The organism is Chitinophaga varians, from assembly GCF_014529945.1.
GTDB classification, from domain to species: domain Bacteria; phylum Bacteroidota; class Bacteroidia; order Chitinophagales; family Chitinophagaceae; genus Chitinophaga; species Chitinophaga varians.
Genome location: NZ_JACVFB010000001.1, coordinates 1807297 through 1833868 on the forward strand (window position 1 = coordinate 1807297; position 26572 = coordinate 1833868).

At 48.3% G+C, this 26572-nt stretch carries 29 protein-coding genes; 12 read left to right on the forward strand and 17 right to left on the reverse strand.

Features of this window, described 5'->3' with window-relative positions; translation table 11 throughout:
• Nucleotides 1-5: 5 nt before the first annotated feature.
• From ICL55_RS06935 to pdhA, 4 genes are all read right to left on the reverse strand, one after another.
• A complete protein-coding gene (locus ICL55_RS06935; RefSeq protein ID WP_188095308.1) occupies nt 6-725 on the reverse strand; it encodes a (Fe-S)-binding protein in 720 nt (239 codons plus the stop codon).
• 90 nt (nt 726-815) lie between these two features.
• Nucleotides 816-1319: a 6,7-dimethyl-8-ribityllumazine synthase gene (gene ribH / locus ICL55_RS06940; RefSeq protein WP_168874251.1), complete on the reverse strand. Its 504-nt coding sequence runs from the start codon at nt 1317-1319 to the stop codon at nt 816-818.
• A gap of 118 nt (nt 1320-1437) precedes the next feature.
• A complete protein-coding gene (locus ICL55_RS06945; protein ID WP_188095310.1) occupies nt 1438-2136 on the reverse strand; it encodes a tetratricopeptide repeat protein in 699 nt (232 codons plus the stop codon).
• Nucleotides 2137-2248: 112 nt separating this feature from the next.
• Complete coding sequence (gene pdhA / locus ICL55_RS06950) at nt 2249-3241, reverse strand: pyruvate dehydrogenase (acetyl-transferring) E1 component subunit alpha (protein ID WP_168874432.1); 993 nt, start codon at nt 3239-3241, stop codon at nt 2249-2251.
• 228 nt (nt 3242-3469) lie between these two features.
• On the opposite strand from pdhA, the gene recF reads away from it, so the two are divergent.
• On the forward strand, nt 3470-4546 hold the full coding sequence (gene recF, locus ICL55_RS06955; protein ID WP_188095312.1) for a DNA replication/repair protein RecF: 1077 nt from the start codon (nt 3470-3472) through the stop codon (nt 4544-4546).
• Between the two features lie 180 nt (nt 4547-4726).
• Nucleotides 4727-5014, forward strand: coding sequence for a DciA family protein (locus ICL55_RS06960; RefSeq protein WP_169226398.1), 288 nt, complete (start codon nt 4727-4729; stop codon nt 5012-5014).
• A gap of 9 nt (nt 5015-5023) precedes the next feature.
• Here the strand turns inward: ICL55_RS06960 and ICL55_RS06965 are convergent, their stop codons facing one another.
• The 7 genes from ICL55_RS06965 to ICL55_RS06995 form a co-directional block, all read right to left on the reverse strand.
• Complete coding sequence (locus ICL55_RS06965) at nt 5024-5533, reverse strand: DUF4252 domain-containing protein (RefSeq protein WP_188095314.1); 510 nt, start codon at nt 5531-5533, stop codon at nt 5024-5026.
• Between the two features lie 17 nt (nt 5534-5550).
• Entirely contained in the window at nt 5551-6066 is a 516-nt protein-coding gene (locus ICL55_RS06970) for a DUF4252 domain-containing protein (RefSeq protein ID WP_188095316.1), read from the reverse strand.
• 44 nt (nt 6067-6110) lie between these two features.
• Nucleotides 6111-6626 carry a hypothetical protein gene (locus ICL55_RS06975; protein WP_188095318.1) on the reverse strand — a complete coding sequence of 172 codons (516 nt, stop codon included), beginning with the start codon at nt 6624-6626 and terminating at the stop codon, nt 6111-6113.
• Nucleotides 6616-7128: an RNA polymerase sigma factor gene (locus ICL55_RS06980; protein WP_169226394.1), complete on the reverse strand. Its 513-nt coding sequence runs from the start codon at nt 7126-7128 to the stop codon at nt 6616-6618. The genes ICL55_RS06975 and ICL55_RS06980 overlap by 11 nt, the downstream gene beginning before the upstream one ends.
• 128 nt (nt 7129-7256) lie before the next feature.
• Nucleotides 7257-8309: an ABC transporter permease gene (locus ICL55_RS06985; protein WP_188095320.1), complete on the reverse strand. Its 1053-nt coding sequence runs from the start codon at nt 8307-8309 to the stop codon at nt 7257-7259.
• A 6-nt stretch (nt 8310-8315) separates the two neighbouring features.
• On the reverse strand, nt 8316-9398 hold the full coding sequence (locus ICL55_RS06990) for a BT_3928 family protein (RefSeq protein WP_188095322.1): 1083 nt from the start codon (nt 9396-9398) through the stop codon (nt 8316-8318).
• Between the two features lie 38 nt (nt 9399-9436).
• A complete protein-coding gene (locus ICL55_RS06995; protein ID WP_188095324.1) occupies nt 9437-9985 on the reverse strand; it encodes a DUF1599 domain-containing protein in 549 nt (182 codons plus the stop codon).
• A 187-nt stretch (nt 9986-10172) separates the two neighbouring features.
• Here ICL55_RS06995 and folP point away from each other — a divergent pair, with 187 nt between their 5' ends.
• The 3 genes from folP to ICL55_RS07010 are packed head-to-tail and all read left to right on the forward strand — an operon-like array spanning nt 10173 to nt 12296.
• Nucleotides 10173-11036, forward strand: coding sequence for a dihydropteroate synthase (gene folP / locus ICL55_RS07000; protein WP_188095326.1), 864 nt, complete (start codon nt 10173-10175; stop codon nt 11034-11036).
• A 20-nt stretch (nt 11037-11056) separates the two neighbouring features.
• Nucleotides 11057-11869 carry a diadenylate cyclase gene (locus ICL55_RS07005; protein ID WP_188095328.1) on the forward strand — a complete coding sequence of 271 codons (813 nt, stop codon included), beginning with the start codon at nt 11057-11059 and terminating at the stop codon, nt 11867-11869.
• A 34-nt stretch (nt 11870-11903) separates the two neighbouring features.
• Nucleotides 11904-12296 carry a thiol-disulfide oxidoreductase DCC family protein gene (locus ICL55_RS07010; RefSeq protein ID WP_188095331.1) on the forward strand — a complete coding sequence of 131 codons (393 nt, stop codon included), beginning with the start codon at nt 11904-11906 and terminating at the stop codon, nt 12294-12296.
• Nucleotides 12297-12413: 117 nt separating this feature from the next.
• Here the strand turns inward: ICL55_RS07010 and ICL55_RS07015 are convergent, their stop codons facing one another.
• Together ICL55_RS07015 and ICL55_RS07020 are read right to left on the reverse strand one after the other, a co-directional pair.
• A complete protein-coding gene (locus ICL55_RS07015; protein ID WP_188095333.1) occupies nt 12414-13301 on the reverse strand; it encodes an FKBP-type peptidyl-prolyl cis-trans isomerase in 888 nt (295 codons plus the stop codon).
• Between the two features lie 39 nt (nt 13302-13340).
• Nucleotides 13341-14345, reverse strand: a complete 1005-nt coding sequence (locus tag ICL55_RS07020; protein ID WP_188095335.1) for a DHH family phosphoesterase — start codon at nt 14343-14345, stop codon at nt 13341-13343.
• 164 nt (nt 14346-14509) lie between these two features.
• On the opposite strand from ICL55_RS07020, the gene ICL55_RS07025 reads away from it, so the two are divergent.
• Nucleotides 14510-14926, forward strand: a complete 417-nt coding sequence (locus tag ICL55_RS07025; RefSeq protein WP_188095337.1) for a nucleoside-diphosphate kinase — start codon at nt 14510-14512, stop codon at nt 14924-14926.
• Nucleotides 14927-15242: 316 nt separating this feature from the next.
• On the opposite strand, the gene ICL55_RS07030 is transcribed toward ICL55_RS07025, so the two are convergent.
• On the reverse strand, nt 15243-18698 hold the full coding sequence (locus ICL55_RS07030) for a pyruvate carboxylase (RefSeq protein WP_188095339.1): 3456 nt from the start codon (nt 18696-18698) through the stop codon (nt 15243-15245).
• Nucleotides 18699-18753: 55 nt separating this feature from the next.
• Here ICL55_RS07030 and xerD point away from each other — a divergent pair, with 55 nt between their 5' ends.
• The gene (xerD, locus tag ICL55_RS07035) at nt 18754-19665 is read left to right on the forward strand and encodes a site-specific tyrosine recombinase XerD (RefSeq protein ID WP_246496164.1); all 912 of its coding nucleotides are present in this window, start codon (nt 18754-18756) and stop codon (nt 19663-19665) included.
• A gap of 73 nt (nt 19666-19738) precedes the next feature.
• Here xerD and ICL55_RS07040 read toward each other — a convergent pair whose 3' ends face one another.
• On the reverse strand, nt 19739-20629 hold the full coding sequence (locus ICL55_RS07040) for a hypothetical protein (protein ID WP_188095341.1): 891 nt from the start codon (nt 20627-20629) through the stop codon (nt 19739-19741).
• Nucleotides 20630-21016: 387 nt separating this feature from the next.
• Between ICL55_RS07040 and ICL55_RS07045 the strand changes: the two genes are divergently transcribed.
• The 5 genes from ICL55_RS07045 to ICL55_RS07065 all read left to right on the forward strand — a co-directional run bounded on the left by ICL55_RS07045 (nt 21017) and on the right by ICL55_RS07065 (nt 24597).
• Nucleotides 21017-21436 carry a hypothetical protein gene (locus ICL55_RS07045; RefSeq protein ID WP_188095344.1) on the forward strand — a complete coding sequence of 140 codons (420 nt, stop codon included), beginning with the start codon at nt 21017-21019 and terminating at the stop codon, nt 21434-21436.
• 45 nt (nt 21437-21481) lie between these two features.
• Nucleotides 21482-22135, forward strand: coding sequence for a hypothetical protein (locus ICL55_RS07050; protein WP_188095346.1), 654 nt, complete (start codon nt 21482-21484; stop codon nt 22133-22135).
• A complete protein-coding gene (locus tag ICL55_RS07055) occupies nt 22122-22916 on the forward strand; it encodes a sensor histidine kinase (RefSeq protein WP_188095348.1) in 795 nt (264 codons plus the stop codon). The genes ICL55_RS07050 and ICL55_RS07055 overlap by 14 nt, the downstream gene beginning before the upstream one ends.
• A gap of 133 nt (nt 22917-23049) precedes the next feature.
• Nucleotides 23050-23706, forward strand: coding sequence for a response regulator transcription factor (locus ICL55_RS07060; RefSeq protein WP_188095350.1), 657 nt, complete (start codon nt 23050-23052; stop codon nt 23704-23706).
• A gap of 39 nt (nt 23707-23745) precedes the next feature.
• Complete coding sequence (locus tag ICL55_RS07065) at nt 23746-24597, forward strand: DUF2911 domain-containing protein (protein ID WP_188095351.1); 852 nt, start codon at nt 23746-23748, stop codon at nt 24595-24597.
• 144 nt (nt 24598-24741) lie between these two features.
• Here the strand turns inward: ICL55_RS07065 and ICL55_RS07070 are convergent, their stop codons facing one another.
• A complete protein-coding gene (locus ICL55_RS07070) occupies nt 24742-26433 on the reverse strand; it encodes a sodium:solute symporter family protein (protein WP_188095353.1) in 1692 nt (563 codons plus the stop codon).
• On the reverse strand, nt 26430-26558 hold the full coding sequence (locus tag ICL55_RS35390) for a hypothetical protein (RefSeq protein WP_281392461.1): 129 nt from the start codon (nt 26556-26558) through the stop codon (nt 26430-26432). Before ICL55_RS35390 ends, ICL55_RS07070 begins: the two co-directional genes overlap by 4 nt.
• Between the last annotated feature and the right edge of the window lie 14 nt (nt 26559-26572).

Consider the following 26572-nt stretch of genomic DNA (forward strand, 5'->3'; position numbering starts at 1 on the left):
TTGGTTTACCATCCACTCGCCAGTACGTCGGCGATGTGCATCACTTTAATAGGAGTACCGTGCTTACGGATATAGCCATCGAGGTGCATCAGACAGGAAAGGTCGGTGGAGATGAGGTAATCGGCTCCGCTGTTGACAGCGTTGTGTACTTTTTGTTCGCCCATTCCTACGGAGATAGGTTCAAACTTCACGGAGAAAGTACCGCCAAATCCGCAGCATACTTCACAATCATTCATTTCTTTCAGTTCCAGGCCTTTTACTTTTTCCAGGAGTTTGCGGGGGCCTTCCTTGATGCCACATTCGCGCAGTGCGCCGCAGGCATCGTGATAGGTACCCACTCCGTTGAGCGTGGCGCCGAGATCTGTTACATGCAATACGTCTGTGAGGAATTCGGTGAATTCGTAGAGGTTTTTGCGTAACAGTTTCACGTCGTTATGCGCAGCGGAATTATCAAACAGTTTACTGTAGTAATTGCGGACAAACCCGGTACAGGAGCCGCTGGGGGCCACGATATAATCGAAAGTCTTGAAGTCTTTAACAAATTTGGTGGCTACTGTTCTGCATTCATCCTGGTACCCGGCATTGTAGGCAGGCTGGCCACAGCAGGTCTGCTCCGGGTTATACATCACGTTACATCCGAGCTTCTCCAGTACCTTCACCATATTGAAAGCGGTTTCCGGAAACAGCTGGTCTACGAAACATGGTATAAATAACTGTACATTCATCATAAAATCTTTTAGCGGTGGACCATTGGTTGTGCAGAGGGCCGGTTACGCCGGGGCTATGAGCAAAGGCCGACAACCATTGGTATGGTGCTAAACTCCTCTCGCCAGGTCTCTTTGTAACGCGATCATCTTCAATGCGGTGATAGCTGCTTCCTCGCCTTTGTGGCCGTGTGCGCCGCCCAGTCTGTCGAGCGCCTGTTGCTCATTATCTACCGTCAATATACCGAATATAACGGGAACGGGCAGTTGAAGGTTCAATTGCAGGATACCTTCTGTGACAGCTTTGCACACATAGTCAAAATGCGGGGTTTCGCCGCGGATCACGCAACCGAAAGCAATAATAGCGCCAGGTTGCTGACCGGTGCCTTTCGTGTTTTCCCAATATTGTTTGCAGGCATAAGGCAGTTCAAACGCTCCCGGCACAACGATTTTATTGGTTTTGGACACTTTGTATTGTTGCAGTGATCTTTCGCAACCGGCTACCAGTTCGTTGACGATGGTATCATTCCATTCGGTATATACCATAACAACACTGGCATCCTCCAGGTTGAGAATGCCAGTATCATTTAACAAGCTTTTATTGTAATCAGACATACATTCAATTTGGAATAACGAATGACGAATGACGAATTGAGGGTCCTTTTGTGAAGCGGTTAATTAAGGAACGCGCTGTAGAAAATCCATTAATTCGTCATTCGTCATTCGCAATTGATTAATTCTTCACATCTCCCAGTCTCGCCAGGTACTTGTCCATTTCACGGCCTTCGTTGGTGAGGGGGAATTTCTCTTTAATTTCTTTATAGATGGAGATGGCTTCCTGTGCTTTGCCTGCTTTTTCCAGGGCCATACCAGCGCGGAACAGGTAAACAGGAGCAGTCAGCTCGTTATCGTTGTAGTGACCAGCTTTTTTATAAGCTTCGATACCTTCAGCGCTTTTATTGAGCTCCATGTAAGCATCACCGATCAGGCCCAGTGCAGTTGGTTGCAGGAGCAGATCGTCTGAGCTAAAGGATTTCAGCATGTCGATACCTTTCTGATATTCGCCCATACGGATGTAGCATACGCCAGCACTGTATTTCGCGAGATTACCGGCTTTGGTGCCGCCGTATTTGTTGACTACCTGTAAGAAACCGTAGTTGTTACCATCGCCATTCAGCGCCAGTTTGAAGGAATCCACTGCAAAGTAGTTCTGTGCATGGAAGATCATTTCCTGGGCTTTGTTTTCGTTGGGTTGTTTAACGAAACGGTTATAGGCGAAGAAACCGCCTACCCCTACTACTACTGCCAGCACAGCAATAGTAATGACATTTTTATTTTTAACGAAGAAGTCTTCCGCTTTGTGCATGGACTGTTCCAGGTCAAAATTTGTTGCAGGTTGCGGCGTGGTGGCTTTATCTTTAGTTTCTGCCATTTTAAAAGGTAATTGTGATTGCTTGGTTATTTAATAGGTATCAATGAACAACAGTTAGCTTTCTGCCTCTTTTAGAAAAGGTAAAAAGCTAACTGCTGCGTACTATTAAGCTTTAGTCAACGATGAAAGGATAATCCTGCTGCACATAAACGTCTTTCAGCAGCTCATCGTCAGACGGCCAGGGGGATTCTTCAGCGAACTGAACGCATTCTTCCACTTCCGCTTTCACACGGTCGTTGATCGCTTCAATTTCGGCTTCGGTAGCCCATTTGTTTTTCTCAATAACGCTCAACACCTGGTTAATCGGATCTTTCTGTTTGTACTCTTCCAGTTCCTCTTTTGTGCGGTATTTAGCAGGGTCGCTCATGGAGTGGCCACGGTAGCGGTAGGTTTTGATTTCCAACAGGGTTGGACCACCATTTTCGCGGGCACGTTTTACCGCTCTTTCCACGCCTTCGTGTACCGCTTCACAGCTCATACCGTCGATAGAATCAGCCGGCATTTCGTACGCATCAGCGAGCTTATAGATATCCAGTACGTTAGAAGTACGTTCTACAGAAGTACCCATCGCGTACATGTTGTTTTCACAAATAAAGATCACCGGCAGTTTCCAGGTCATCGCCATGTTAAAGGTTTCATGGAGCATACCCTGACGGGCGGCACCATCACCGAAGAAACACAGCACCACGTTGTCAGTACCCTGGTACTGCTCCGCCAGCGCCAGGCCCGCACCGGTACCAATCTGGGCACCTACGATACCATGGCCGCCAAAGAAGTTGTGCTCTTTGGAGAAGAAGTGCATACTACCTCCCTTACCTTTTGAACATCCGGTTGCTTTACCATACATCTCAGCCATACAAGCCTTGGCAGAAATACCCTTGGCAATTGCCAAAGCGTGGTCACGGTACGCGGTGATGAATTTATCTTCCGGTTTCGTCGCAGTCATTGCACCAGCAGCAATTGCCTCCTGACCGATGTACAGGTGACAAAAGCCACGGATTTTTTGCATTCCGTACAATTGGCCTGTCTTTTCTTCAAAGCGGCGCAGCAAAAGCATCAATTCATACCAGTACAGATATGTCTCTTTGGTGAATTTCGTCTTCACGTCTGTTTTAGTTTGCACTCTTTCTAAATTTGTTGGCAAATATAACAGGAAAATCCTAAAATGTAAATATCAAATCCAATTACTATTAAATTATGCAAATTCATCAATTTCAAACAGTTTTGCATTTAATTGCAGTTTATTGAGAGATAAAGGCCCACAGACACGGATTTTTATCAGTTATAAATATTGTAGAATTTGCATATTTTTTTATACACATAAATAATTTCTTTGCTACATATCCGGAAAATATCACTCGTACAGTTTAAAAATTACACCCGGCAGGACTTCCGGTTCGACCAACGGGTGGTGGGCATCACCGGCAGAAACGGCTCCGGCAAAACCAACCTGCTCGATGCCATCTATTACCTCTGCTTCACCCGCAGCTATTTTACCAGCAACGAAAGCCAGAACACCCAATACCAGACCAACGGCTTCCGCCTGGAAGGCGACTTTGACAAACAGGGCCAGCCGGCAAAAATTGTCTGTACCGTAAAAGACGGTAAAAAGGAAGTATCGCTCAACGATGAAAAATATGACCGCTTCTCCCGCCACATCGGACAGTTCCCCGCCGTTATCATCGCACCAGACGACGCGGAGATCATCCTGGGCGGCAGCGAAGAACGCCGCAAATGGCTCGATACCCTCCTGTCGCAGCTCTACCCCGACTATCTCGAGCACCTCATCACCTACCAGAAAATACTGCTGCAACGCAACACACTCCTGAAAAATATGACCGGAGCCAACGAAGAACACAGCCTCCTGGATGTGTTTGACGAGCAACTGGTCCGCCACGGTATCCCCGTCTTCGAGCAACGGAGAACGTTTCTCACTGATTTCATTCCGCAGGTACAACAATTATACGACTACATCTCTGGTACGCACGAAGTGGTGAGCATTCGCTACCAATGCACCCTGCAGGAGGAAAATTATGCCTCTCAACTGCAGGCTGCCCGTTTTAAAGACCTCCAGTTGCAGCGGACCTCCACCGGTATTCACCGCGACGATCTTCAGTTTCTGCTCAACGAACATCCCATGAAAAGCAGTGCCTCACAGGGACAGCGCAAGAGTTTTCTCTTTGCCCTGAAACTCGCACAGTTTGAAGTGATCAGACAGTTCAAACAATTTGCGCCCCTGCTCCTGCTCGACGATGTGTTTGAAAAGCTGGACCAGGAACGCGTCACCCGTCTTATCTCGCTGGTGGCCGGCCCTTCCTATGGTCAGGTCTTTATTACTGACACTCATGCAGCACGCCTGCAACAGAGCTTTGAAGGAACAGGTCAAATCATACAGCTCCTTAGCATTTAGTTATTGGTTTATTTTGAAATTTCGCTATTTACTGAATTCTCTAACGGCGATGGCTGCTTTTTTAATGGCGGGTATTGAGATGAGTAATTTAAATTCAGGTCAAAGCCTTTAGATAAGGAACCCGGTAAATAACCAAATTTCAAAATAACCAAATAACAAAATATTCGTAGCTTTGACGCCATGCGCCACGGAACAACCAGTATCGGAGATGCCCTCCGGGAATTTATGAACAAAAGCCGCCTCAAACCCCGTCTTACTGAAGTTCGTATTCAGGAGAACTGGGAGAAGATCATGGGCAAAACCATTGCGCGCTATACACAAGATGTCCAGCTGATTGAGCAAAAGCTCATCATAACAACTTCGGTGGCACCCTTAAAACAGGAATTAACTTACTCCAAAGACAAGATCATCAAACTGGTGAATGAAATGCTGGGGGAAAATGTGGTAAAGGAAGTGATGATCCGGTAGGGACAGTGATCAGTTGGAGGCAAACTGATTGATCAGGCGGTTGATATCAGCGATTTTGAGTTTCGTTTGCAGGTTGACTATCAGAAATTCATTATCTTCCTGTACCAGCATTACCACGTTACCCAATTCATCATCTTTTCCTTTATTCAGTATGTGCACCAGCGTACCTTTGTCACGTACTTCCATCAAAGTTTCCAAATGATCTTTTGTTTGCAGCTGTTGCATCAGCGTTGCTACATCTTCGTTGCTGACATTGGCTCCATGCGGATTTTCAATGGTATGCACCTTAATTTTACGAATATCTTTTAAGATAGGCCGGAGCTTCTTCACCTCTTCATCACCGGAGGAGAACGACATCACAAAACCTGCCAGCCGCAACGGAAAGCTGCCAATTTTAACGCTGACCACATCTGCCTTTCCCCGGTATTTATTCCGGAATTCACGCAGTGATTTGTCTTGTGCGAGTACGGTGGAAACACTGGCCAGCAGTAAACAACCACCTAACAATAATTTTTTCATGGGCGTAGATTGCAGTGTTATTTCTTTTTAAGATTCTTTAGTTTGTCCATTCCCTGGATGTTGACTGAATTGGCGATCTGTGATATTTCATTCAGATCAATGTCCCCCACCAGGCTCATGGCCATAAAGTCATTGGCACCACCTACCAGCATAATCAGCTCGTTGATGTTTCCCCGGCTGTTTTCTTTTACCATGAACTTCAGGTCGCTGTCTTTGTCCCTTACGGTCATCAGCTCTTCAAAGTCTCCGGTCAGCAACACCGCAGCTTCCTTGTACAACCGCTGTCCGTCTTTTGTGTTGTCTTTGGCCAGGATGCGTAATCCTTTCAGCTTCTGTACTACCCTCATCAGGTTTTTGGCATCAGGATCGTTCATGTCCAGTTTGGAAAACATGGAGAACATCTTGGGTGTGATACTGACCAGGGTAAAATTCCGGTCGTTTTCGTACTTCTGGAAAAAGCGGTCGATGCTGCTCTGTGCAAAGAGGTGCATACTGGCAAAGACCGCTACCAGCAATAAAAGTGAACGTTTCATCTTCTTCTGGATTTTATATCAGGTTTTAAAATGGGCTTGGTTTTTTAATTGGTGCCGGTAATGAGGCCGGTCGCTTCATTGAAGTAGGCCAGCTTCTGCATCTTTTCTGTTCCCTTGTTCAGGTTTTTGGCCAGCAGTTGCAACGCTTTCTTCGTTTCCAGGTAAGCCATTCTTGTCTCCTCTTCCTCTTTCTGCTGCCGTATTTCTGCGATATGGACCTTTGTTTCCTGCCGCTGATGCTGTTTCATGGCATAGCCCATGCCGACGGCCATCAGCAATACTGCTGCATACTTCATCCAGTGGCGGAAAGGTGACAGCGGCACCACCCTGGCGGGACTGGCTTCGGCTGGTAGCCTGGGTTCCGGCAGGCGTTCTTCCAGTGCTTGCTCCTGCTCTATTTCTTCGCGGAAGAAGCCAAACAAAGGCGCTGCTTCCTGCAACGGCTCCGGCATATCAGCATGAGGCTCACTGAAAAACCGGCGTAACAACGCCTCTTCCTCCAGGGTGGTTTCCCCTTCCCAGTACCGGTCCAGTAACGCGATGATGTGATTATAATCCATATACCTGTATGTTTTGAAGTTTCTCCCGCACCGCTTTACGTGCCCGGTGCAGGTTGACTTTTACGTCGTTCATGTCCAGTTCCAGGATGTCGGCAATCTCCTGATAGGAATAGCCGTCCATATCTCTTAACTGAATGATGGTCCGGTATTTCTCCGGTAGCTCGTGAATGATCCGCCTTACTTTTACCATGACGTCATTTTTTTCGGCCATGGTGTGCGGACTGTGCTGCGCGGACGGCACTTCCCCTGCCCTGTCCAGTTCATCTGCAAGACGGTATTTCCTGGACTTGATTTTGTCCAGCGCCAGGTTGCGCGTAATCCGCATACACCACGCTTCCATATTCTGCAACTCCGGCATCTTCTCCTGCTGGCTCCATACTTTCATCAGAGCGTCCTGCGTAATATCCTGCGCGTCTTCTTCGTTGCCCAGCAGACGGTATGCAAAGCGGAAAAGCTTTTGCCTGACGGGAACGACCTGGTTAAGAAATAAATCCAATGACATGCGGGATATTGCGTTTTATAATGAGAAGACGACTCACTAAAGACGATGTTACAACATTTCTAAAAAAAAATTCCCAGGCCTGAAGGCCTGGGCAATAATATTATTACAGATGATTGGTTATAAACAGCTTACAATTTGATTCTCGGGTCTACTGCGGAATATAGCATATCAGCCAGAATATTGACCAGCACAAAGATCCCGGCGGTAAACAGAATGGCGCCCATTACAACAGGGAAGTCAAATTTATCGAGCGCATCTACCGTCACCTTGCCGATTCCTTTCCAGCCAAAGATGTATTCCACAAAAAAAGCACCCGCCAATAGCTCGGCAAACCAGCCCGTAATAGCTGTGATCACCGGGTTGAGCGCATTGCGCAGCCCATGATGCCAGATCACCACCCGGCGGGACAGTCCTTTGGCGTAGGCGGTGCGGATATAATCCTGATGCAACACATCGAGCATAGCGCTACGGGTAAGCTGCACGATAATAGCCAGCGGACGTATGCCCAAGGTAAGCGCCGGTAATATCAGATTACGGAGGTTTAGCACCCTGCCACGGAAAGGATCAATGTCGAACAGACTGCCAGTCATATGCAGTCCGGTATAACTACTGAATACAAATCCAAACAGGTAAGCCAGTACGATACCGGCAAAAAAAGATGGCGCCGAAATACCGATCACGCTGGCAAACACCGCACTGGTGTCCATCCAGGTATTTTGTTTAACGGCAGACAACACTCCCAGCCCAATACCGGCCACCGTAGCAAAAAGCATGGCCGCGGTGGCCAACAGCAGCGTGCCGGGCAGGGCTTCGGTCAGTATTTCCCATACCGGCTTTTTGCCCTGATAGGAACGACGCAGATAGGGCGTTTTAAGCACCAGTATCTTTTCTCCGGAGAGCTGTGCCAGCGTTACATAGTGTAAATTCTCCCGCGCTTCGGCAAGCGGATGCACGCCAACGGGCGACAGGTCGTTGAGATAAAGCAGGAACTGCACCCCCACCGGCTGGTCGAGGTGCAGTTCTTTACGAACGTTTTCAAGGGAAGACACGTCTGCCCGCTGACCGAGCGTCAGCCGGGCCGGGTCGCCGGGTAGTACATTGAACAGAAAGAATACCACCACTACCACACCCAGCAGTACCAGCAAGCCATATCCTGTTTTCCGGAGCAGAAAGCGTAACATAGTGTCTTACGGAATATCGTTATAATGCCATTTACCTACGATGGTCCCTTTCTTCAGTTCGATCAGGCATGGATTGCTTCTGCCGGCTGTTTTAATAGCCACGCCATCCATCTGTACGAAAGGAAACTCCAATCCATGCTGCGCTTTAAATGCCGCAATCTGTTCTTTGGTAGATGCAGAAACGCCATAGATCAATATTTCCTGATTTTTCCATTTCTGTTGCAGGGCCTTCATTTTATTATCCCAGCCCTCCCCGGCTTTCTCCACGTTCTGCACGAGGAACAGAAATACCGTTTTGTCTTCGCTCAGGATAGCCTGGGTTTGATTGGCGCCATCCGCATCAGTGAGAATGAAGTCTTTGATGGCGGGTTCCGCGTTTCCTTTTTTGATCAGTTTATCTTTACGGTCCACAAACTTCCAGGTGCTGTCAGACCAGGGATAGTTGTCGGCCGTAAATTCTTTCTTCTCTCCATTCCTCTCATAGATAAAGATCATCTCAAACACGTCCGGCGTAGCGCCGGGAGGCAGCTTCATTTTCTCCGGTATATTATTACCTACTTTGTAGGGCAGACAGTCGATAAACGGCAGATGGCGAAGCGTATACCACTGCACGCCAAATGAAGCGATCGCCGATACCAACAGTACCAGTCCCGCTCCTTTGAACAACGGTTGCACGCTTTTACGGTAGAAATAGATCACCAGTATCATCACCAACAGGGCCACATCTTTCCAGAAGGTTTGCTCAGCGGTCAGTTTAATACAATCACCGAAACAGCCGCATTCACGGATAGTACCACTGAAGAGCGCGTAGCCGGTGAGGAAGGTGAAGAAAAGGATCAGCAACAACAACAGCACAGAGAAAATACGCATGCGGAACCCTATCAGCACCGCTACGCCGGCAATGATCTCGAAAGCGTTCATGATCACGGAGAAGGCAAGAGAATAAGGCGACAGAAAAGTAAGGTGCAGCACCTCAAAGAACTCCTCCATCTTATAACTAAGGCCTAATGGATCGTTGGCTTTGATCAGGCCCGAAAAAATAAACAATACTCCAACAATAATCCGCAATAGGTTCAGGACAACTTTCATAAAATAGTTTAATGGTTAATGAATTCGACCACCCAGGGCTAAAGTCCTGGGCTACTTTCGCCAATCTTGATCAGCGCAAACAATGCATAGTTGATAATATCTGTATAGTTGGCATCAATCCCTTCCGAGATCAGGGTTTTGCCCTGGTTACGGAGAATTTGTTTGATACGTAATAGTTTGGTCAGAATGAGGTCTACGAAAGACTCCTGGCTCATATCCCTCCAGGCCTCGCCATAGTCGTGGTTTTTATCCTCCATCACCGCTTTCACCTGTTGAATGTATTTGCGATAGAGCTGTTCCACTTCCTCTACCGGTAAGTCCGTATAGGGGTTGCCGTTTTGTTCCATCTGAATAAGCCCGATCACACCGTAATTGACGATCCCTTTGAATTCGCCTTCAATGTTGTCCTCTACTTTCTGTACACCTATTTCCTGCAGGTTGCGGATACGCTGCGCTTTGATAAAGATCTGGTCTACCACTGAAATGGGACGTAACACCCTCCAGGAAGTACCGTAATCTTTGGTTTTTTTGATAAAAATGTCTTTACAGCCCGCTACCGCGGCATCGTATTGTGCTAATGTATTCATGGTCCTTAACGTAACAGTTCATTACACCCGAAGGCGCAATCTGATAAAGATCGTAAACAAAACGTACAAATCAAAGTCGGTGATCTTTAATCATTTTGCTGCTTTGCATGTGTAATTCCTTTATTTTGCATTACTTAAATTTGTGAACAGCGATTCAGAGGGCAAAATAAAGAATAAAAACCATTAAATGAGACCACACCATATCAATACCTTAGGGGAACCGTCCATTAATTGCCGGGGGCAGCTGTTATCGCTGGCCACGCCGGTAGTGATGGGCATCATCAACGTAACCGACGATTCCTTTTATGAAGGCAGCCGGATGCACGGGCTGCACCAGGTGGTGGAGAAAGCCGGGCAACACCTGCAGGAGGGCGCCGCTATCCTGGACCTGGGCGCACAGAGCACCCGTCCGGGCGCCACCATGCTGGGACCGGAAGAAGAACTGAACCGGCTACTGCCCGCTATCCATGCTATTCTGAACCACTACCCGCAAGCTATTATTTCGATTGACACCTGGTATGCCGCTGTGGCAGAAAAGACCATTCATGCAGGTGCTTCCATCATCAATGATATCAGCGCCGGTGATCTGGATAAAGACATGATCCCTGTGGCAGGGCGCCTGCAGGTACCTTACATTGCGATGCACATGCAGGGGAAACCGGCCACCATGCAACATAAACCGCAGTATGAAGATGTGGTGCGCGAGGTGCTGGACTACATGGTACATAAGCTGGCCGAATGCCGGGCTGCCGGTATCCGTGACTTCATCGCCGATCCGGGATTTGGTTTCGGGAAAACACCGGAGCACAACTACGCGCTGATGAAGGACTTGTCACTTTTCCGTGAGATACTGGGCGTACCAGTGCTGACGGGCATCTCCCGCAAATCAATGATTTACAAACTCTTGAACATCACCCCTGCGGAGGCGCTCAATGGCACCACCGTACTCAATACTATCGCGCTGCTGCACGGCACCCACCTCCTGCGGGTACATGACGTAAAAGCAGCTGTAGAAGCAGTCAGGATCACAGAGAAAATGAAAGGCAATTAAATCTTAGTATTTTTACAACTATGAAGGAAGTAATACAATTTTATGGATATGAGTTTCGCTGGCTGAATGTTTTGGACCTGCTGATCGTAGTTTTTCTGATTATACAGCTATACCGTCTGCTGAAAGGCAGCCTGGCTTTCAATATTTTTGTCGGCCTGTTGATGGTATACGCTGCCTACTTCCTGGTACGTGCGCTGCAAATGCCCATCCTTACCAGCATCCTGCAAAACTTTATTAATGTCGGCATCATTGCCATCATTATTATATTCCAGCCCGAGATCAGGAAGTTCCTGCTGGTGCTGGGTAAAAAAACCCCTCTGAGCAAAGACAGCTTTCTGACCAAGCTGTTCCTGCCTGACAAATTCAAAAGCTATAAGGACGAAGAAAACATTATCAATGAAGTGATTGTAGCCGTGAGCCACATGCAGGCCACCTTTACCGGTGCGCTGATTGTGATTGCCACCACCTACCGTTTGAAGTTCGATACCGCTTCCAGCATCACGATCGAAGGTAATGTCAGCGCCAAGCTGATAGAGAGCATCTTTGACAAACACAGTCCGCTGCATGACGGCGCTCTGATCATCGTGGGGAATAAGATCCTGGCGGCCAAAGTGATTCTGCCGGTGTCTGAGAACCCGAACCTGCCTACCCGGGTAGGACTGCGTCACCGATCTGCCGTAGGCATCACGGAGCACAGTGATAACCTGGCTATCATCGTTTCAGAAGAAAGAGGCACGATCTCCTATGCGCAAGACGGTAATCTGGTGACCGATGTGTCTTTGGAAGACCTTAAAGTGAAATTATACGAGGTGTTGATCGATGGTTATGCGTGAGGGAGTTAACGTAAACGGCACAACGATTTAGACGATGGACATTATATTATTTGATGGGGTCTGTAACTTCTGCAATGCCAGTATCAATTTTGTGATACGGCATGACCGGCAGGGACATTTCCGGTTTGCGCCGCTGCAATCCGACGTGGCAGCTTCACTGGGAGCGGCCCATCAAATAGATACTACTGTGCTGCAGTCTTTTATACTGGTACAAAACGGTAAAGCTTATACGAAAAGCACGGCTGCCCTCCGGGTGGCCCGGCAACTGCCCTTCCCCTGGAAACTGTTATATGGCGGTATCATCCTTCCTCGTTTTATACGGGATGGTGTATATCATATCATTGCGCGTAACCGTTACCGTTGGTTTGGCAGGACAGACAGCTGTATGATTCCAACGCCGGAGATCAGGAGCCGCTTCCTGCAATAAAATGTGCAGTAGCAGTCAGGAGATGTCGGCACATCAACAATAAAACTTCGCAAGTTATTCCCATAAAAAAAGCCTCCCTGCGTGGGAGGCCTTTTTATATTCACTGCCGAAACAGGATTATTTTTTACCGGGAGTTGGAGCAGCCGCAGGAGCAGCTGGAGCCGGAGCACCCGCTTTAATGTCTACCATCTGTACATCAAAAACCAGGATAGCGTTAGCAGGAATGGCCGGAGGGCTGCCCTGTAAACCGTAAGCCAGTGTGGAAGGGATCAGCAGGGTAGCTTTAGTACCTTTTTTCAGGCCTTTCAGACCGGAATCCCATCCTTTGATAACGAAGCCCTGGCCGATCGGGAATTTGATAGGCTCTAAAGGCATACCCGGACGCAGGGTAGAGTCCTGGCTGGAATCAAACACTTTACCGGAAGTCAGTTTACCAGTGTAGTGTACTACCACGGTATCACCGGTATTAGGCGTGGCACCGGTACCTTCCTGATGGATAGCGATGTAGATGCCATCAGGATTTTTGGTAGCGTTGATTTTGTTTTTCTCCATGTATTCCTTGATAGCTTTCTCGTCTTTGTCTTTCTGGGTAGCAGCAGAGAATTTGTTTTCTACCGCGAAAGTGATTTTCAGCTTATCACCTTTTTTACCAAAGGGAGGACGTTCGTTAACTGGCAATGAATCCCAGGGAATTACAAAAGTAGCACTGTCACCTTCGTGCAGCAGCGCCAGTCCTTCCATCAGATCGAACTTGTTCTGAGGTTTGGTAATCTGAACAGGAAGAGCAGCACCAACGATTTTGCGGGACTCACCCAGAATGGAGTCGTTGATACGCTGCGTCACATTCAATAGGGCAGTATCTCCCAGCTTCAGTTGTGCTCCGCTGCCGGATTTGTGAACGATATATTCAATACCGCCTGGTGTCTTTTTAACGCCGCCACCCGTTCCGCAGCTGGCTATCAGTAAGCCGAACGCTGCAACTAATAACTGATTGTTTCTTTTCATTTGATTGTATTAGTAGTTGATATACTTGTAACAGTTAAACTATTGTAAAAGGGTTTCATTTTCTTCAACAGCTTTGATGAACCGGTTCACGGTCCTCTCGAGTGAGTCGGTACTTCTGCCTCCGGAGGCGTTGAAATGGCCTCCTCCGTCGAAATACCTGCGAGCGAAAGTGTTCACGTCAAAATTGCCTTTGGAGCGGAACGACAGCTTCACCTCTGAGTTACGGTCGATGATCAGGGCGGCCATCTTAATCCCCTGGATAGACAGCAGGAAGTTGACCAGTCCTTCCGTATCGCCGGTCTGGAGGTCGAAACGCTTCAGATCAGAGTAAGGAATAGCGAGCATGGCGGTGTTGTACTCGTAGAATACCTCCATGCGGTTCAACAGGCTATGTCCGAGGAAACGGAGACGGTTTTCCAGGAAATTGTCATAGATCTCCTGGTGGATGACCTCATGACGCAGTCCCCTGTCCATCAGGTCGGCTACCATCCGGTGTACCCGGGCGGTAGTGGACGCAAAACGGAATGAGCCCGTATCTGTGACCGTGCCGGCATATATACACTGCGCGATGTCCAGATTGATGAGCTTTTCATCACCCAGCTTATAAATCGTTTCATACACCAGTTGCGCTGTAGAGCTGGCAGAAGTATCGCTGACGCCATACTCAAAATCCGGCTGCGGTTCCAGGTGGTGATCGATCAGTATTTTAGTACACGTAGCAGCTTCCAGATGCGGCGCCAGGTTCTTGGTACGGTACAAGGCGTTGAAATCGAGGCAGAAAAGCAGTTCAATGCCCTTCAGCGCCTCCAGCGCTTTGTCTGTAGAAGATTCAAAATCAATCACACCCTCCGCTCCTGGCATCCATTTTAAAAAGTCCGGGAAATTAGTAGGAGAAATGACCGTTACCAGGTGTCCCTTCTGAATCAGATAATGGTATAATGCCAGTGAAGATCCCATCGCATCTGCATCTGGTTTCTGATGCATCGTAATGACCACTTTCTTAGGCGCTTCCAGTAATGGTTTAATTTCCTCGATCGGCTTCATTCAAAAACTGTAATGTTAAGACTAATTTCTGGTCACAACCAATAAATTGTAACAGAAAATGAAGTGCGAAGATCTTTATTTGAGCCAGAATTTCAAAATTTTTTACCACTAAAGAAAATGTAATTACTTTTGCGGCCTAATCTGTAATTCGGAATAAAACAAATATGAACAACAGAACATTTACAATGATCAAGCCTGATGCGGTAGCAAACGGGCATATTGGTGGCATCCTGAACATGATCAATGCCGCAGGTTTCCGCATCGTAGCCATGAAAATGACGCAGCTGTCTGCAGCCAAAGCGGGTGAATTTTATGCAGTGCATAAAGAAAGACCTTTCTACGGCGAACTGGTAGAATTCATGAGCAGCGGCCACATTGTAGCAGCTATCCTGGAAAAAGACAACGCAGTAGAAGACTTCCGTAAACTGATCGGCGCTACCAACCCTGCTAACGCAGAAGAAGGTACCATCCGTAAAAAATACGCTGAGTCTATCGGCCGTAACGCTGTTCACGGTTCTGACTCTGATGAGAACGCTGTTATCGAAGGTGATTTCTTCTTCAGCGGCCTCGAAAAATTCTAATCTCCGTTTACACGGAAAGCAAAAAAATAACCTGGCTTAGGCCAGGTTATTTTTTTGCCTGAAAAACAAATGGTATTATCATCTAATCAATTGATTTTAATTTAATTAACCGGCATTTGTTAAAGCAACTGTTTCAACAACCAGACATTTGACGCATCTTAGTCGCCAAAAGAGAAAAAAACGTTGATTTTCAAGCCCCAAAATGAGGTATTTCTCTCTCTCAAAGTGGCTTTTTCATACAAAAATCACATCTCTCAAAAAACTGATTTACAACTATTTAAACAATTTTATCTAAAGTCACACCTTCAACAAAGGTTCATTTTTCCATCTCTACCACCAAATCGTCCTGCTGCACCATATTCCCCTCCCCCAACAACACAGCCTTCACCTTTCCGTTTCGGGTAGCCGTTACCGTTGTTTCCATCTTCATGGCCTCGATAATAAACAGCGGCATATTAGGTGTCACCATCGCCCCGGCTTCCACTAACACCCGGGACAACCGGCCCGGCAAAGGAGCGCCAATTTCCACTCCCGGATCTGCTACCTTGCGGTTCACTACGGCCACACTTTTCACCGCATGGTCCCTCACCTGCACACGACGGGCATACCCGTTCAGCTCAAATACCACCGTCCGCATCCCGTGCTCATCCGCCGGCAACACATACAGCAGCTTCACAATGATGGTCTTGCCCTTGCTCAGGTTGATCAATATCTCTTCCCCCTGCTTCAGGCCATAGAAAAACGCAGGCGTGGGAATAGCCTCTACGTTGCCAAAGATCATCGCATGTTGATAGTATTCATCGAACACCTTGGGGAACATCTGGTAACTCAGGTAGTCCAGAAACTCTGCATGTGGGTACTTCGTCTGGAAGCCGGCGAAGTCGGCCTCAAAATCCACCGGCGGCAACTGCGCATTCGGACTGCCTTCTATCGGCTTTTCTCCTTTCAGCACAATCCTTTGCAGCTCAGCGGGAAAGCCACCAAAAGGCACGCCCAGCTCACCCCGGAAAAAGCCTTTCACGGAAGCCGGGAAAGCCAGGTTACGCGAACCATCCAGCACGTCGGCGGCGGTTAACTGATTGCTGGTCATAAACAAAGCCATATCGCCCACCACCTTGGAACTCGGTGTCACCTTCACAATATCACCAAAGAGCTGGTTGACCACCGCATAGTTCCGCTTGATCTGTTCCAGTTTATCGCCCAGTCCGAGAGACTCTGCCTGCTGCCGCAGGTTGGAGTACTGCCCGCCGGGAATTTCATTTTCGTATATCTGCGCGGTACCGGCCTTCATATCCGACTCAAACGGATAATAGTACTCCCGCACATCCTCCCAGTAGTTGCTATGCTCGTTCAGGGAAGCCAGGTTCATTTTCCGGCCACGCGGGTGCCCGTCCATAATGGCTACCAGCGAGTTAAGATTGGGTTGTGAGGTGAGCCCGCTGAGCGATGCGATCGCCGTGTCCACCACATTCACGCCGGCCTCTATGGCCTTCAGGTAGGTGGCTGCCTGTATACCGGCCGTATCGTGCGTATGCAACACAATAGGCAGTTTCACCGCCTGCCGGAGCGCTCCTATCAGCACTGACGCCGCCTCCGGCTTCAGCAATCCCGCCATGTCTTTCACGGCCAGCATGTGCGCCCCGGCATCTTCGAGGCGACGGGCCAGGTCTGTATAATATTGCAGGGTATATTTATTATTGTCTTTCCGCAGCACATCGCCGGTATAACTAATGGCTGCCTGCGCAATAGCGTTGGTGCGTTCCCGTACAAAACGGATACTCGGCGCCATGGCCTCCACCCAGTTGAGCGAATCGAAAATACGGAACACGTCAACCCCATTTTCTGCGGCCTTTTCAATAAACGCAGCAATGAGGTTTTCGGGGTATGCCGAGTAGCCGACAGCGTTAGCTCCGCGGAACAGCATCTGTAGCAACATGTTAGGCATTGCTTTGCGCAACAGCTGTAGCCGCCGCCACGGACACTCATGCAAGAACCGCATGGCCACATCAAAGGTGGCCCCTCCCCATACCTCCATGGAAAATATTTCCGGATTGCTTTTGGCATATCCTTCGGCCACGGCCAACATATCTTTGGTACGCACCCGGGTGGCCAGCAAACTCTGGTGCGCATCCCGGAAGGTGGTATCTGTATAATAGACCGGCTTTTCTTCCCGCAGCCAGTGTACAAACCCTTCCCGTCCCATTTGCTGCAGGCGGTCTTTCATGCCGGCAGGATAGGGTTGCAGGGAAGCATACTCCGGCACCTCCGGCGTACGGAATACCTTGTTTTCCACTTTGCCTTTTACGTCAGGGTGTCCATTCACTGTCACATCGGCGAGGTACATCAGCGTTTTGGTGCCCCGGTCCCGTATCTGGGCCAGTTTAAACAGCTCCGGGTGTTGGTCAATAAAGGCGACGGTACAGTTACCTTTTCTGAAGACATCATTGGTGATCACGTTTTCAAGAAAACGGATATTGGTTTTCACCCCCCTGATGCGAAACTCCCGCAACGTACGATGCAGACGGCTGGAAGCACCCGACAGCGTGCGGCCCCAGGCGGTCACCTTTACCAACATGGAATCGAAGAACGGCGAGATCTTTACCCCGGAGTAAGTACTGCCTTCGTCCAACCGTATCCCGAAACCACCGGCGTTACGGTAAGCGATCACGGTGCCATAGTCTGGTTTGAAATTGTTTTCCGGGTCTTCTGTGGTAATACGGCACTGGATAGCATAACCATTGAGCCGTACATCTTCCTGACCTTTGAGAAAGATCTCCGGGTCGGATAACCGGTGCCCTTCGGCGATCAATATCTGGGAGCGCACGATATCGATACCAGTCACCTCTTCGGTAACGGTATGCTCCACCTGGATGCGCGGATTGACTTCGATGAAATAAATATGGTGTGCCCTGTCTACCAGGAACTCTACGGTGCCTACGTTGTTGAAGCCCACCTTATGAGCGAGGCGTAAAGCATACTCATACAGTTTGTCGCGGGTGTGTTGCGGGAGATTGGGCGACGGAGCAATCTCCACCACTTTTTGAAACCGCCGCTGCACGGAGCAATCCCTTTCGTAAAGGTGTACGATATTGCCGTGCTGATCGCCCATGAGCTGCACCTCAATATGTTTGGGGTCTTCGATGAATTTTTCGATGAAGATGGTATCGTCGCCAAAGGCTTTAGCGGCTTCGCTGCGCGCTTCCAGAAAAGCTCTTTCCAGTGCGGCTTCTTCCGTCACCATACGCATCCCGCGGCCACCACCGCCGGCAGCAGCTTTGAGCATCACCGGGAAGCCTATACGTTTTGCCTCCTGCACAACGGTGTTCACGTCTGTCAGCCGTACCTGACTGTCGGCTATTAGCGGCACCTCCGCCTCCCGTGCGATCACTTTCGCGGCTACCTTATCGCCCAGCTGCGCCATGATTTCCGGTGAGGGGCCCACGAATATGATCCCTTCTTCCCTGCAGCGGCGGGCAAACTGTACATTTTCACTGAGGAAGCCATAGCCCGGATGGATCGCGTCTACCTGCTGCGTCTTTGCCAGATTGATGATCGCTTCAATATCCAGATACGGTTTCAGCGGTTCGTCATCGCGGCCGATCTGATAGGCCTCGTCCGCTTTATAGCGATGCAGCGAATAGCGGTCTTCATACGTAAACACGGCAATTGTCCGGATACGTAATTCAGCGGCAGCCCTCAGCACCCGTACAGCGATTTCGCCACGGTTGGCCACCAGGAGTTTGTTTATTTTTCTGAAAACGGGGGCAGACATAAATGAAGGGTTATATAAAGACTGGTATCATTAAAAATAGGATAAAACTTTTAACTTGCCTTCAATTATGTGGGAATCATTCCGGAAACTATTTAAAGGATATATGAAGCTGGAGCGGTCGCTGTCGGATAATTCCGTGGAGGCCTATCTGCGCGACGTAGAGAAACTGGAGCAATATCTTCAGGCACATGGCGGGGAGAAACTGCGGCCGCAGGATGTGACCCTGTCCGACTTACAGGGCTGTATACAATGGGTGTCCAAACTCGGTATGACGCCCGCCTCTCAGGCACGTACCATCTCCGGCATCAAGGCTTTTTATAAGTTCCTGCTGCTGGAAGACATGACGCAGGACGACCCCACACAATTGCTGGAAGCCCCCAAATTGCAGCGTAAGCTGCCGGATGTGCTGAGCTTTGATGAGATAGAAAAAATCATCGCACAGGTAGATCTCAGCACGGCTGAAGGGCACCGCAACAAAGCCATTCTGGAAACAATGTACAGCTGCGGCCTCCGTGTCAGCGAAGTCACCAACCTGCAGATTACGCAGTTGCATATGGACGTGGGGTTTGTGCGGGTAGTGGGCAAGGGCAATAAAGAAAGGATGGTGCCTATCGGTCGTGATGCCATGCGGCATATAGATGTGTACCGGCGCAATGTACGTATACACCTGCCCGTTAAACACGGCGAAGAAGATACCCTGTTCCTTAACCGCCGTGGCGGACCGCTCAGCCGCGTGATGATTTTTTTGGTGATCAAGGAGCTGACCAAACTGGCGGGCATCGAAAAAAATGTATCGCCGCATACGTTCCGGCATTCCTTCGCCACCCATCTGGTGGAAGGCGGGGCAGATCTGCGGGCCGTGCAACAGATGCTCGGGCATGAAAGCATTTCCACCACAGAAATATATACCCATCTCGACAGAGAATATCTTCGCGACACGTTATCCCGTTATCATCCCCGGTTTTAAAACAAACAGCCGCCCGAAGGCGGCTGGTACACGATAAAAAAAGGGGTCAAACAAAATACTTTTTGGGGAAGCATTAAAACAGGGCATTGCTCAGATGTAGCTGTTCCCGTTTTTTTCTGCTTTTACCAGAGAGGACTTTCATCTCATGAATCCATCCCTGTATATGTCCGGATGCCCATTTTACCACAGACGGGCGGTACACCAGGTTGACGCAACTACACGGCGGAAGGTCTTGTCTTTCCGGTGATGCAGCATGTGATTCATTTTCCGACAGCACCAGCTTCTCATTATTATATATACGGAAATACACGTCGGGCCCCATGTGCCTGCGCCCTTGTCTGATAGGTTGCAGGTTACCATGGTAAAGGTCTTTCCGGGAAAAACGCAGCGTATAACGGCCATATTCATTTGTAAAAGTGGTACCGATTCTTTTGCCGGACAGGGCGTTGAAGGCCTCCACCCGTAGTGGCGGCTGATCATTTCCTGTTTCCCGGCGTTGTTTGACGGTACCGGTAATCACCCAGGCGCCGGCATCACCCTGGATGGAGTTCCAGATGGCGGAAGGAACAACGTAGGCATAGGCCCCGATATAACCGTTAATACTGCGTTTCCAGTGTAGCACGGCGGTACACAGATGAAAATTGCGGGGTTGCCGGATACCTGTTTTGCCGGGGAGTGTATCCAGGCAGAGGTCCAGTTCAAGGGGTTCTGTAAAAAGATGTTCCTGTCTCCACGACAGGGTGAAATTTCCTTGTTCATCCAGCGTAGCTTCCGCCAGCAGGCGGTCCGCTTTCATCAATACTTCTTTGGCAGACAATGGTTGCAGATCACTGAATATTCCTTTGGAGTTGGCGGCCGGATAACGGGTGTCCGGCAGGTAAACACGTATCCGTGCATGTGAGAGGGGCTCAATGCAGTCGTCACAGATAAGTGCAGAGATGTTTCCAATTAACAGGTAACTCATGGTTTTTAATTTTAAAGGGGGCAATGACAGGAACCCGCTGCATACTAAACTTAAAAACAAACATGGTAGAAAGGCCTTAGTGCTAACTGATCCAATATGTGTAACAGTTTGTTCGATCCGGTTGCTGCTACAAAGATTAACAACATCAGGATGCTAATCAAGCGTTGTAAACCTGAAAAAAATAAATGCGTATAAATACGCATTTTTAAGTGGGTGTTACGCTATTTCAGTGTTCGCTGTTAACCTCTTTTCCGTGCTGATCCTCTTCCCTGCTATATTTCCGGTCACAGACCGGTTTTACGGGGAAAACACCCTCCCGTACAACCGATCTTGCAAACCTGTAATATTGTGATAATTTTACCCCAAAACCTTAAACTACCCACAATTATGAGCGATTCTACACAAAGACCAATTCCTGCTGATGCAGGAGGTTTCATTTCCAGAGAGGAAATGGAAATATTATGTAAGAACCATGACGACGAGCATGCCCAGCAGAAATCCATGGGCACGCACGTAAAAGCCATGTGTTTTGGTAAAGACAAAGTGATGGAGCTCCTGAACCACCCAGATTGCACCGCACTGAGAATTTACTATGGTCTGAAAATAGACACCGATGGTGATGGCATCAAAGAAAAGAAAATGGTGCTGGTAGCTGTTGACAGCGATGGTAACGATATCCTTCCTCCCGGAGGCGACCCTGCCACCGGTGCTGTTGCCAAGAGCATGACTACCGCCCGCATTCTTGACCAAGGCCTCCCCTGCCCGACGTACTGCTCCGGCGGAGGTACTAAACCACCCACCTTATAAAGGAACATCGTGAATCTGAATATATTTCTTGGTATATTTTACACTATGATGGGGATCGAAGCTTTGATTTTGATCCCCTTCCTGTTAAAATTCAGAACGCTGGACGCTGCCAGCAAGTGGATGTGCTACTACATCATCAGCAGCGTGGTTTTTGCTTCGGGATCGGCGATTACCGCCAACATGGGTATCAATAACATGTGGCTCTTCAGCCTGATGAACTTCCTCCAGTTTGGCATTCTGTCGTGCTTCTACTGGACTGTTATCAAGCATCCCACCGCCAAAATGATCATTACTTATCTTCCTGTGCTGGTATTGATGCTTTGTATTGCCGACTTCCTCAAATTTGAAGGCATCCAACATTATAATTCCATCAGTGCCGGACTTAAATCCGCTATTATTATTGCTTATGGAGTCATTTTCTTCCTTCAACTGCTAACCGATAAAGAATTGGTTGAAAACGCCATCTATATTAATACCCTACCGGTATTCTGGTATAACTCCGGCATCTTCATTTATTTCTGTAGTTCTTTTTTGTTTTCTATCAGCTTTAACCTCATACAGGCACTGGAACCAGAAGCTACACGATGGTCAAAAGTATCTACGGTCATCAGCATTAGCTATATTGTTGCTATAATTACCATGTTTCTGCTGTATATTGGCCTCACAAAAACTAAACGGTTAGGGTATGCAGACAATTGATATTATTGTAATTGGTACTACAGTAATGTTAATCCTTGGAGTGATCGTGATTTTGCTCGTGATGTTCCAACAAAAACAGGTTATACAACACAAGCTGCTGATCAGAGACAAAGATCTGCAACTGCAACGGGAGCGACTGGTGGCGGTGTTACAGGGTCAGGAACAGGAACGCAAACGCATCGCCGAAGATCTGCACGATGAAGTGGGTGCGCAGTTATCCGTGCTGAAACTCAGTATCGGCGGACTGATGCCGTTACTGAAAACCGGCAACGGAGAAGCGGAACGATTGAAAGAAACCAAAGACTTTACCGACATTATCATTCAACAACTGCGGTTCATCTCCCAAAGCCTGCACCCCCAGGCACTGGAAAACCTCGGCCTGGCCCACGCACTGGATTCATTCTGCAGCCTGATGAACAAAAATAAAGCAGTAAAAATCCATTTCCGGGTCACCGACAACCCCCAACCGGTGGATAAAGAAAAAGCCCTGAACGTATACCGTGTGGTACAGGAGCTGATTAACAACATCCTCAAACATGCAGCTGCAACGGAGGTGACCATCACCTATCAGACTACCCCTTCCCTGCTAACTATTACTGTAACAGACAACGGTAACGGACAATTGTTGCCGTCACTGGAAGCCAACAAAAAGAAAACCGGAAGCCTTGGACTCAAAAACATCGAGAGCCGCCTCAATATAATCGGCGGAAATATTACCTTCGCCGCGGGCGATCCAATTGGCACACGCGCTACCATTACCGTAGAAAATTATCAGGTTTAGGTACAGAATAGTGAATGGATATGTTGTTTTATTACTAAATTGCCATCCGGTTTTGTTGTACCCATATGTAACAACATGACTTACAGTAATTTATTAACGAAAAAATAATTTATTTCTCTATAAACTGTTCACTATGGCACACATAAAAGTGGCTATTGCTGACGATCATAAGATCTTCCGCAGTGGAGTGATCAACACGCTGGTACCATATGACAACATCCGCTTTGTATTTGAAGCGGATGATGGCCTGCATTTACTGCAGCATATGGAACAGCAACAACCGGACGTAATTTTGATGGACCTGAAAATGCCCAACATGGACGGCATTGAGGCCACCATCAAAGTAAAAGAGAAGTATCCTGACGTGAAAGTGATCATTCTCACCATGTATGAAGATGACAACTTCATCGTTCACCTCGTGGAAAATGGCGCCAACGCCTATCTGCTGAAGAATGCAGATCCTGAAGAAATCTATGAAGCCATCTGCACCACTTATGAGAAAGGCTTCTACTTTAATGAAAACGTAAATCTGGCTTTATTAAAGAAAGTTCTACACAAGAATAAACAACAATTCAAACCTACACTCAAAAACGAAGTACAGCTCAACGACCGCGAACAGGAGGTACTGAAGCTCATCTGCCAGGAATTGACCACGCAGGAAATCTCCGAACAGATATTCCTTAGTCCGCGTACCGTGGAAGGCATCCGTCAAAAGCTGCTGGAGAAACTGAACGTCAAAAACAGCGTAGGCCTGGTATTATACGCCTTCCGTAACGGACTGATTGAATAACACCATCCCTTTTCTATTGCCACCAATTATACACTATATATGAAAACTGTCAGGAACTTCACAGCGTCCGCCGCAGCCATGCTGCTGTTGTATGCTGGTGCTTCTGTAGCACAAGGTATCAAGATGCCGGCGCCAAGCCCCGGCCAGACTGTAAAACAAGACTTCGCCCTTTCCAGCGTGGAACTGAACTATTCCCGCCCGGTAAAAAAAGGCAGGGTAATCATGGGCGATATCGTTCCCTACAACAAAGTATGGAGAACCGGCGCTAACTCCCCTACCGTTATCACTTTCGGAGAAGACGTGAGCTTCGGCGGTAAACCGGTAAAAGCCGGCAAATATGGTCTGCTCACCATTCCGGGTGCACAACAATGGACCGTTATACTCACCAGCAGCCTGGACGTGAACAGCCCGTCTTTGTACAAACAGGAAAACGATGTAGCCCGCGTACAGGTAAAACCAGTAGCACAGGCCGCACAGGAAAGCTTTACCATCGGTTTTGAAGATGTGAAAGAATCATCTATGAACCTGGTGATCAGCTGGGACAAAGTAAAAGTACCCGTTGCTATCACTGCCGATATCCAAAATAAAGTGCTGGGCCAGATCGATGCTGCCATGGCAGCTCCCGGTGATAAAAAGCCTTACTTCCAGTCTGCCGTTTATTACCTCGAGCACAACCTCGACATCAACAAAGCTAAAACATGGATAGACGCTGCCGCAGCACAAAGCCCTGAAGCATTCTGGGTTTGGCATCAGAAAGCAAAAATCTATGCTAAAGCAAAAGATAAGGCTGCCGCTAAAGAAGCTGCGCTGAAATCCATCGAGCTGGCTAAAGCTGCAAAGAACGACGACTACGTAGCACTGAATACCAAACTGCTGGCCACACTGAAATAATCCAGGGATTTTTTGATTTACGGATTTTTTGATTTCGTGAATCAGCAGAGCGAATAAACAGGAAGAACGAAGCGGGTAATCACCTGCTTCGTTCTTCCTGTTTATTATCAAACGAAATCAAAAAATCCGTAAATCAAAAAATCTCTACATGGTACGTGGTTTGACGAACGGTTGTATCATCAGGGCAAATACCACCACCAGTATACATCCGATCGCATTGAGCCAGAGGAACGACACCTGTTCTGTTCCATACATCGCCAGTACCACCGCTTCCGCTGCGATAGCGGCCCAGAAGGTAGCCGTGCCACCTACCCGTTTCAGGTAAAACGCCACCATAAAGATGCCCAGCGTCACGCCATAAAACCACGAACCCAGTACATTCACCACTTCGATCAGACTCCCCAGACCGCTGGCAAACTGCGCTACCACAATACAAAACACGCCCCATATCAGTGACCATAACCTGGAGACGCGCAGGTAGTGCTCCGGAGAGGCGTTACCGTTATACAGCCGTTGATAGATGTCGATCACCGTGGTAGATGCCAATGAATTGAGGGCAGCCGCAATACTCCCCCATGCTGCCAGGAATATAATCGCGATCAGCAAGCCCACCAGCCCTTTAGGCAGATTATTCACCACGAAATGCAGAAAGATATAATTGGTATCATTCGTATCGGCAGCAGGATCGGCCTTCTTCATTAATGTCAACGCCTCTGCTCTTACGGCCTGCGCTTGTTCATCGGTTTGTTTCAGTACCTTTTTGGCGGAGGCTGCACCTGCGGCATCCTCCTGCTCCAGCGCCGTCGCCAGTTGTTTCACCTGCTGCTGTTTCTGCGTGGCCAATTGGCTGTATTGACTTTCCAGTTGCGCCAAAGCCGGTCCCTGTTCGGTGTTGCGTACCCTTGCCAGCTGCGCTTCATTAAAGAAAATCGGCGCCCGGAAATAGAGATAGAACACAAACACCATAGCGCCAATCAACAGGATGAGGAACTGCATAGGCACTTTCACCAGACCGTTCATCAACAGGCCCATACGGCTTTCCTTCACTGACTTGGCCGTGAGATAACGTCCTACCTGCGACTGATCTGTCCCGAAATAAGACAAAGCAAGGAAAAAGCCTCCTATCAGGCCGCTCCAGATATTGTATTTATCGTTCCAGTCGAACCTGGTTACAATCACATTCAGCTTCTCCATCTTACCGGATACCTGCAATGCTTGTTTGAAGCCTATATCCGCCGGCAGCAGATGTACGACCATCCAGCCGGCCAGGAACATACCTCCGAAAATGATGACCAGCTGCAGTGTCTGGGTGTAAGCCACCGCACGGGTACCGCCCGCAACGGTGTAGATGATCAACAGTCCACCCATAATCATATTGGTCCAGTAAAGGTTCCAGCCCAATAATGAGGAAAGAATGATAGAAGGCGCGCAGATACTGATACCGGTAGACAGTCCCCTTTGTATCAGAAACAGCGAGGCGGTCAATGTCCGGGTTTTCAGGTCAAACCGCTTCTCCAGAAATTCATATGCAGTATATACTTTCAGCTTATGGAAGATCGGGACAAAAGTGATACACAGCACCACCATGGCCAATGGCAGCCCGAAATAATACTGAACAAAACGCATCCCGTCGGTATAAGCCTGTCCGGGTGCTGAAATAAAAGTGATCGCGCTGGCCTGTGTGCCGATAATAGACAGCAGCACAATATACCAGGGCATAGACTGATTACCGAGAAAGTAGCTTTCCATACTCTGCTCTCCCCGGCTCTTCCAGATCCCGTATAATATAATAATGGCGAGAGTGGCAATCAATACCACCCAGTCTAATGAACTCATGAATATGTTTTGGTGAATAGATAGAAGAGTACGATCAGTAAAACCAACCAGCCAATCACCAGTGCATACCAGTAACGCCAGGTGGGGAACAGTGGTGGTTTCTCTTCTTCCGGACCTATAGACATCTGAAAAATTTTAA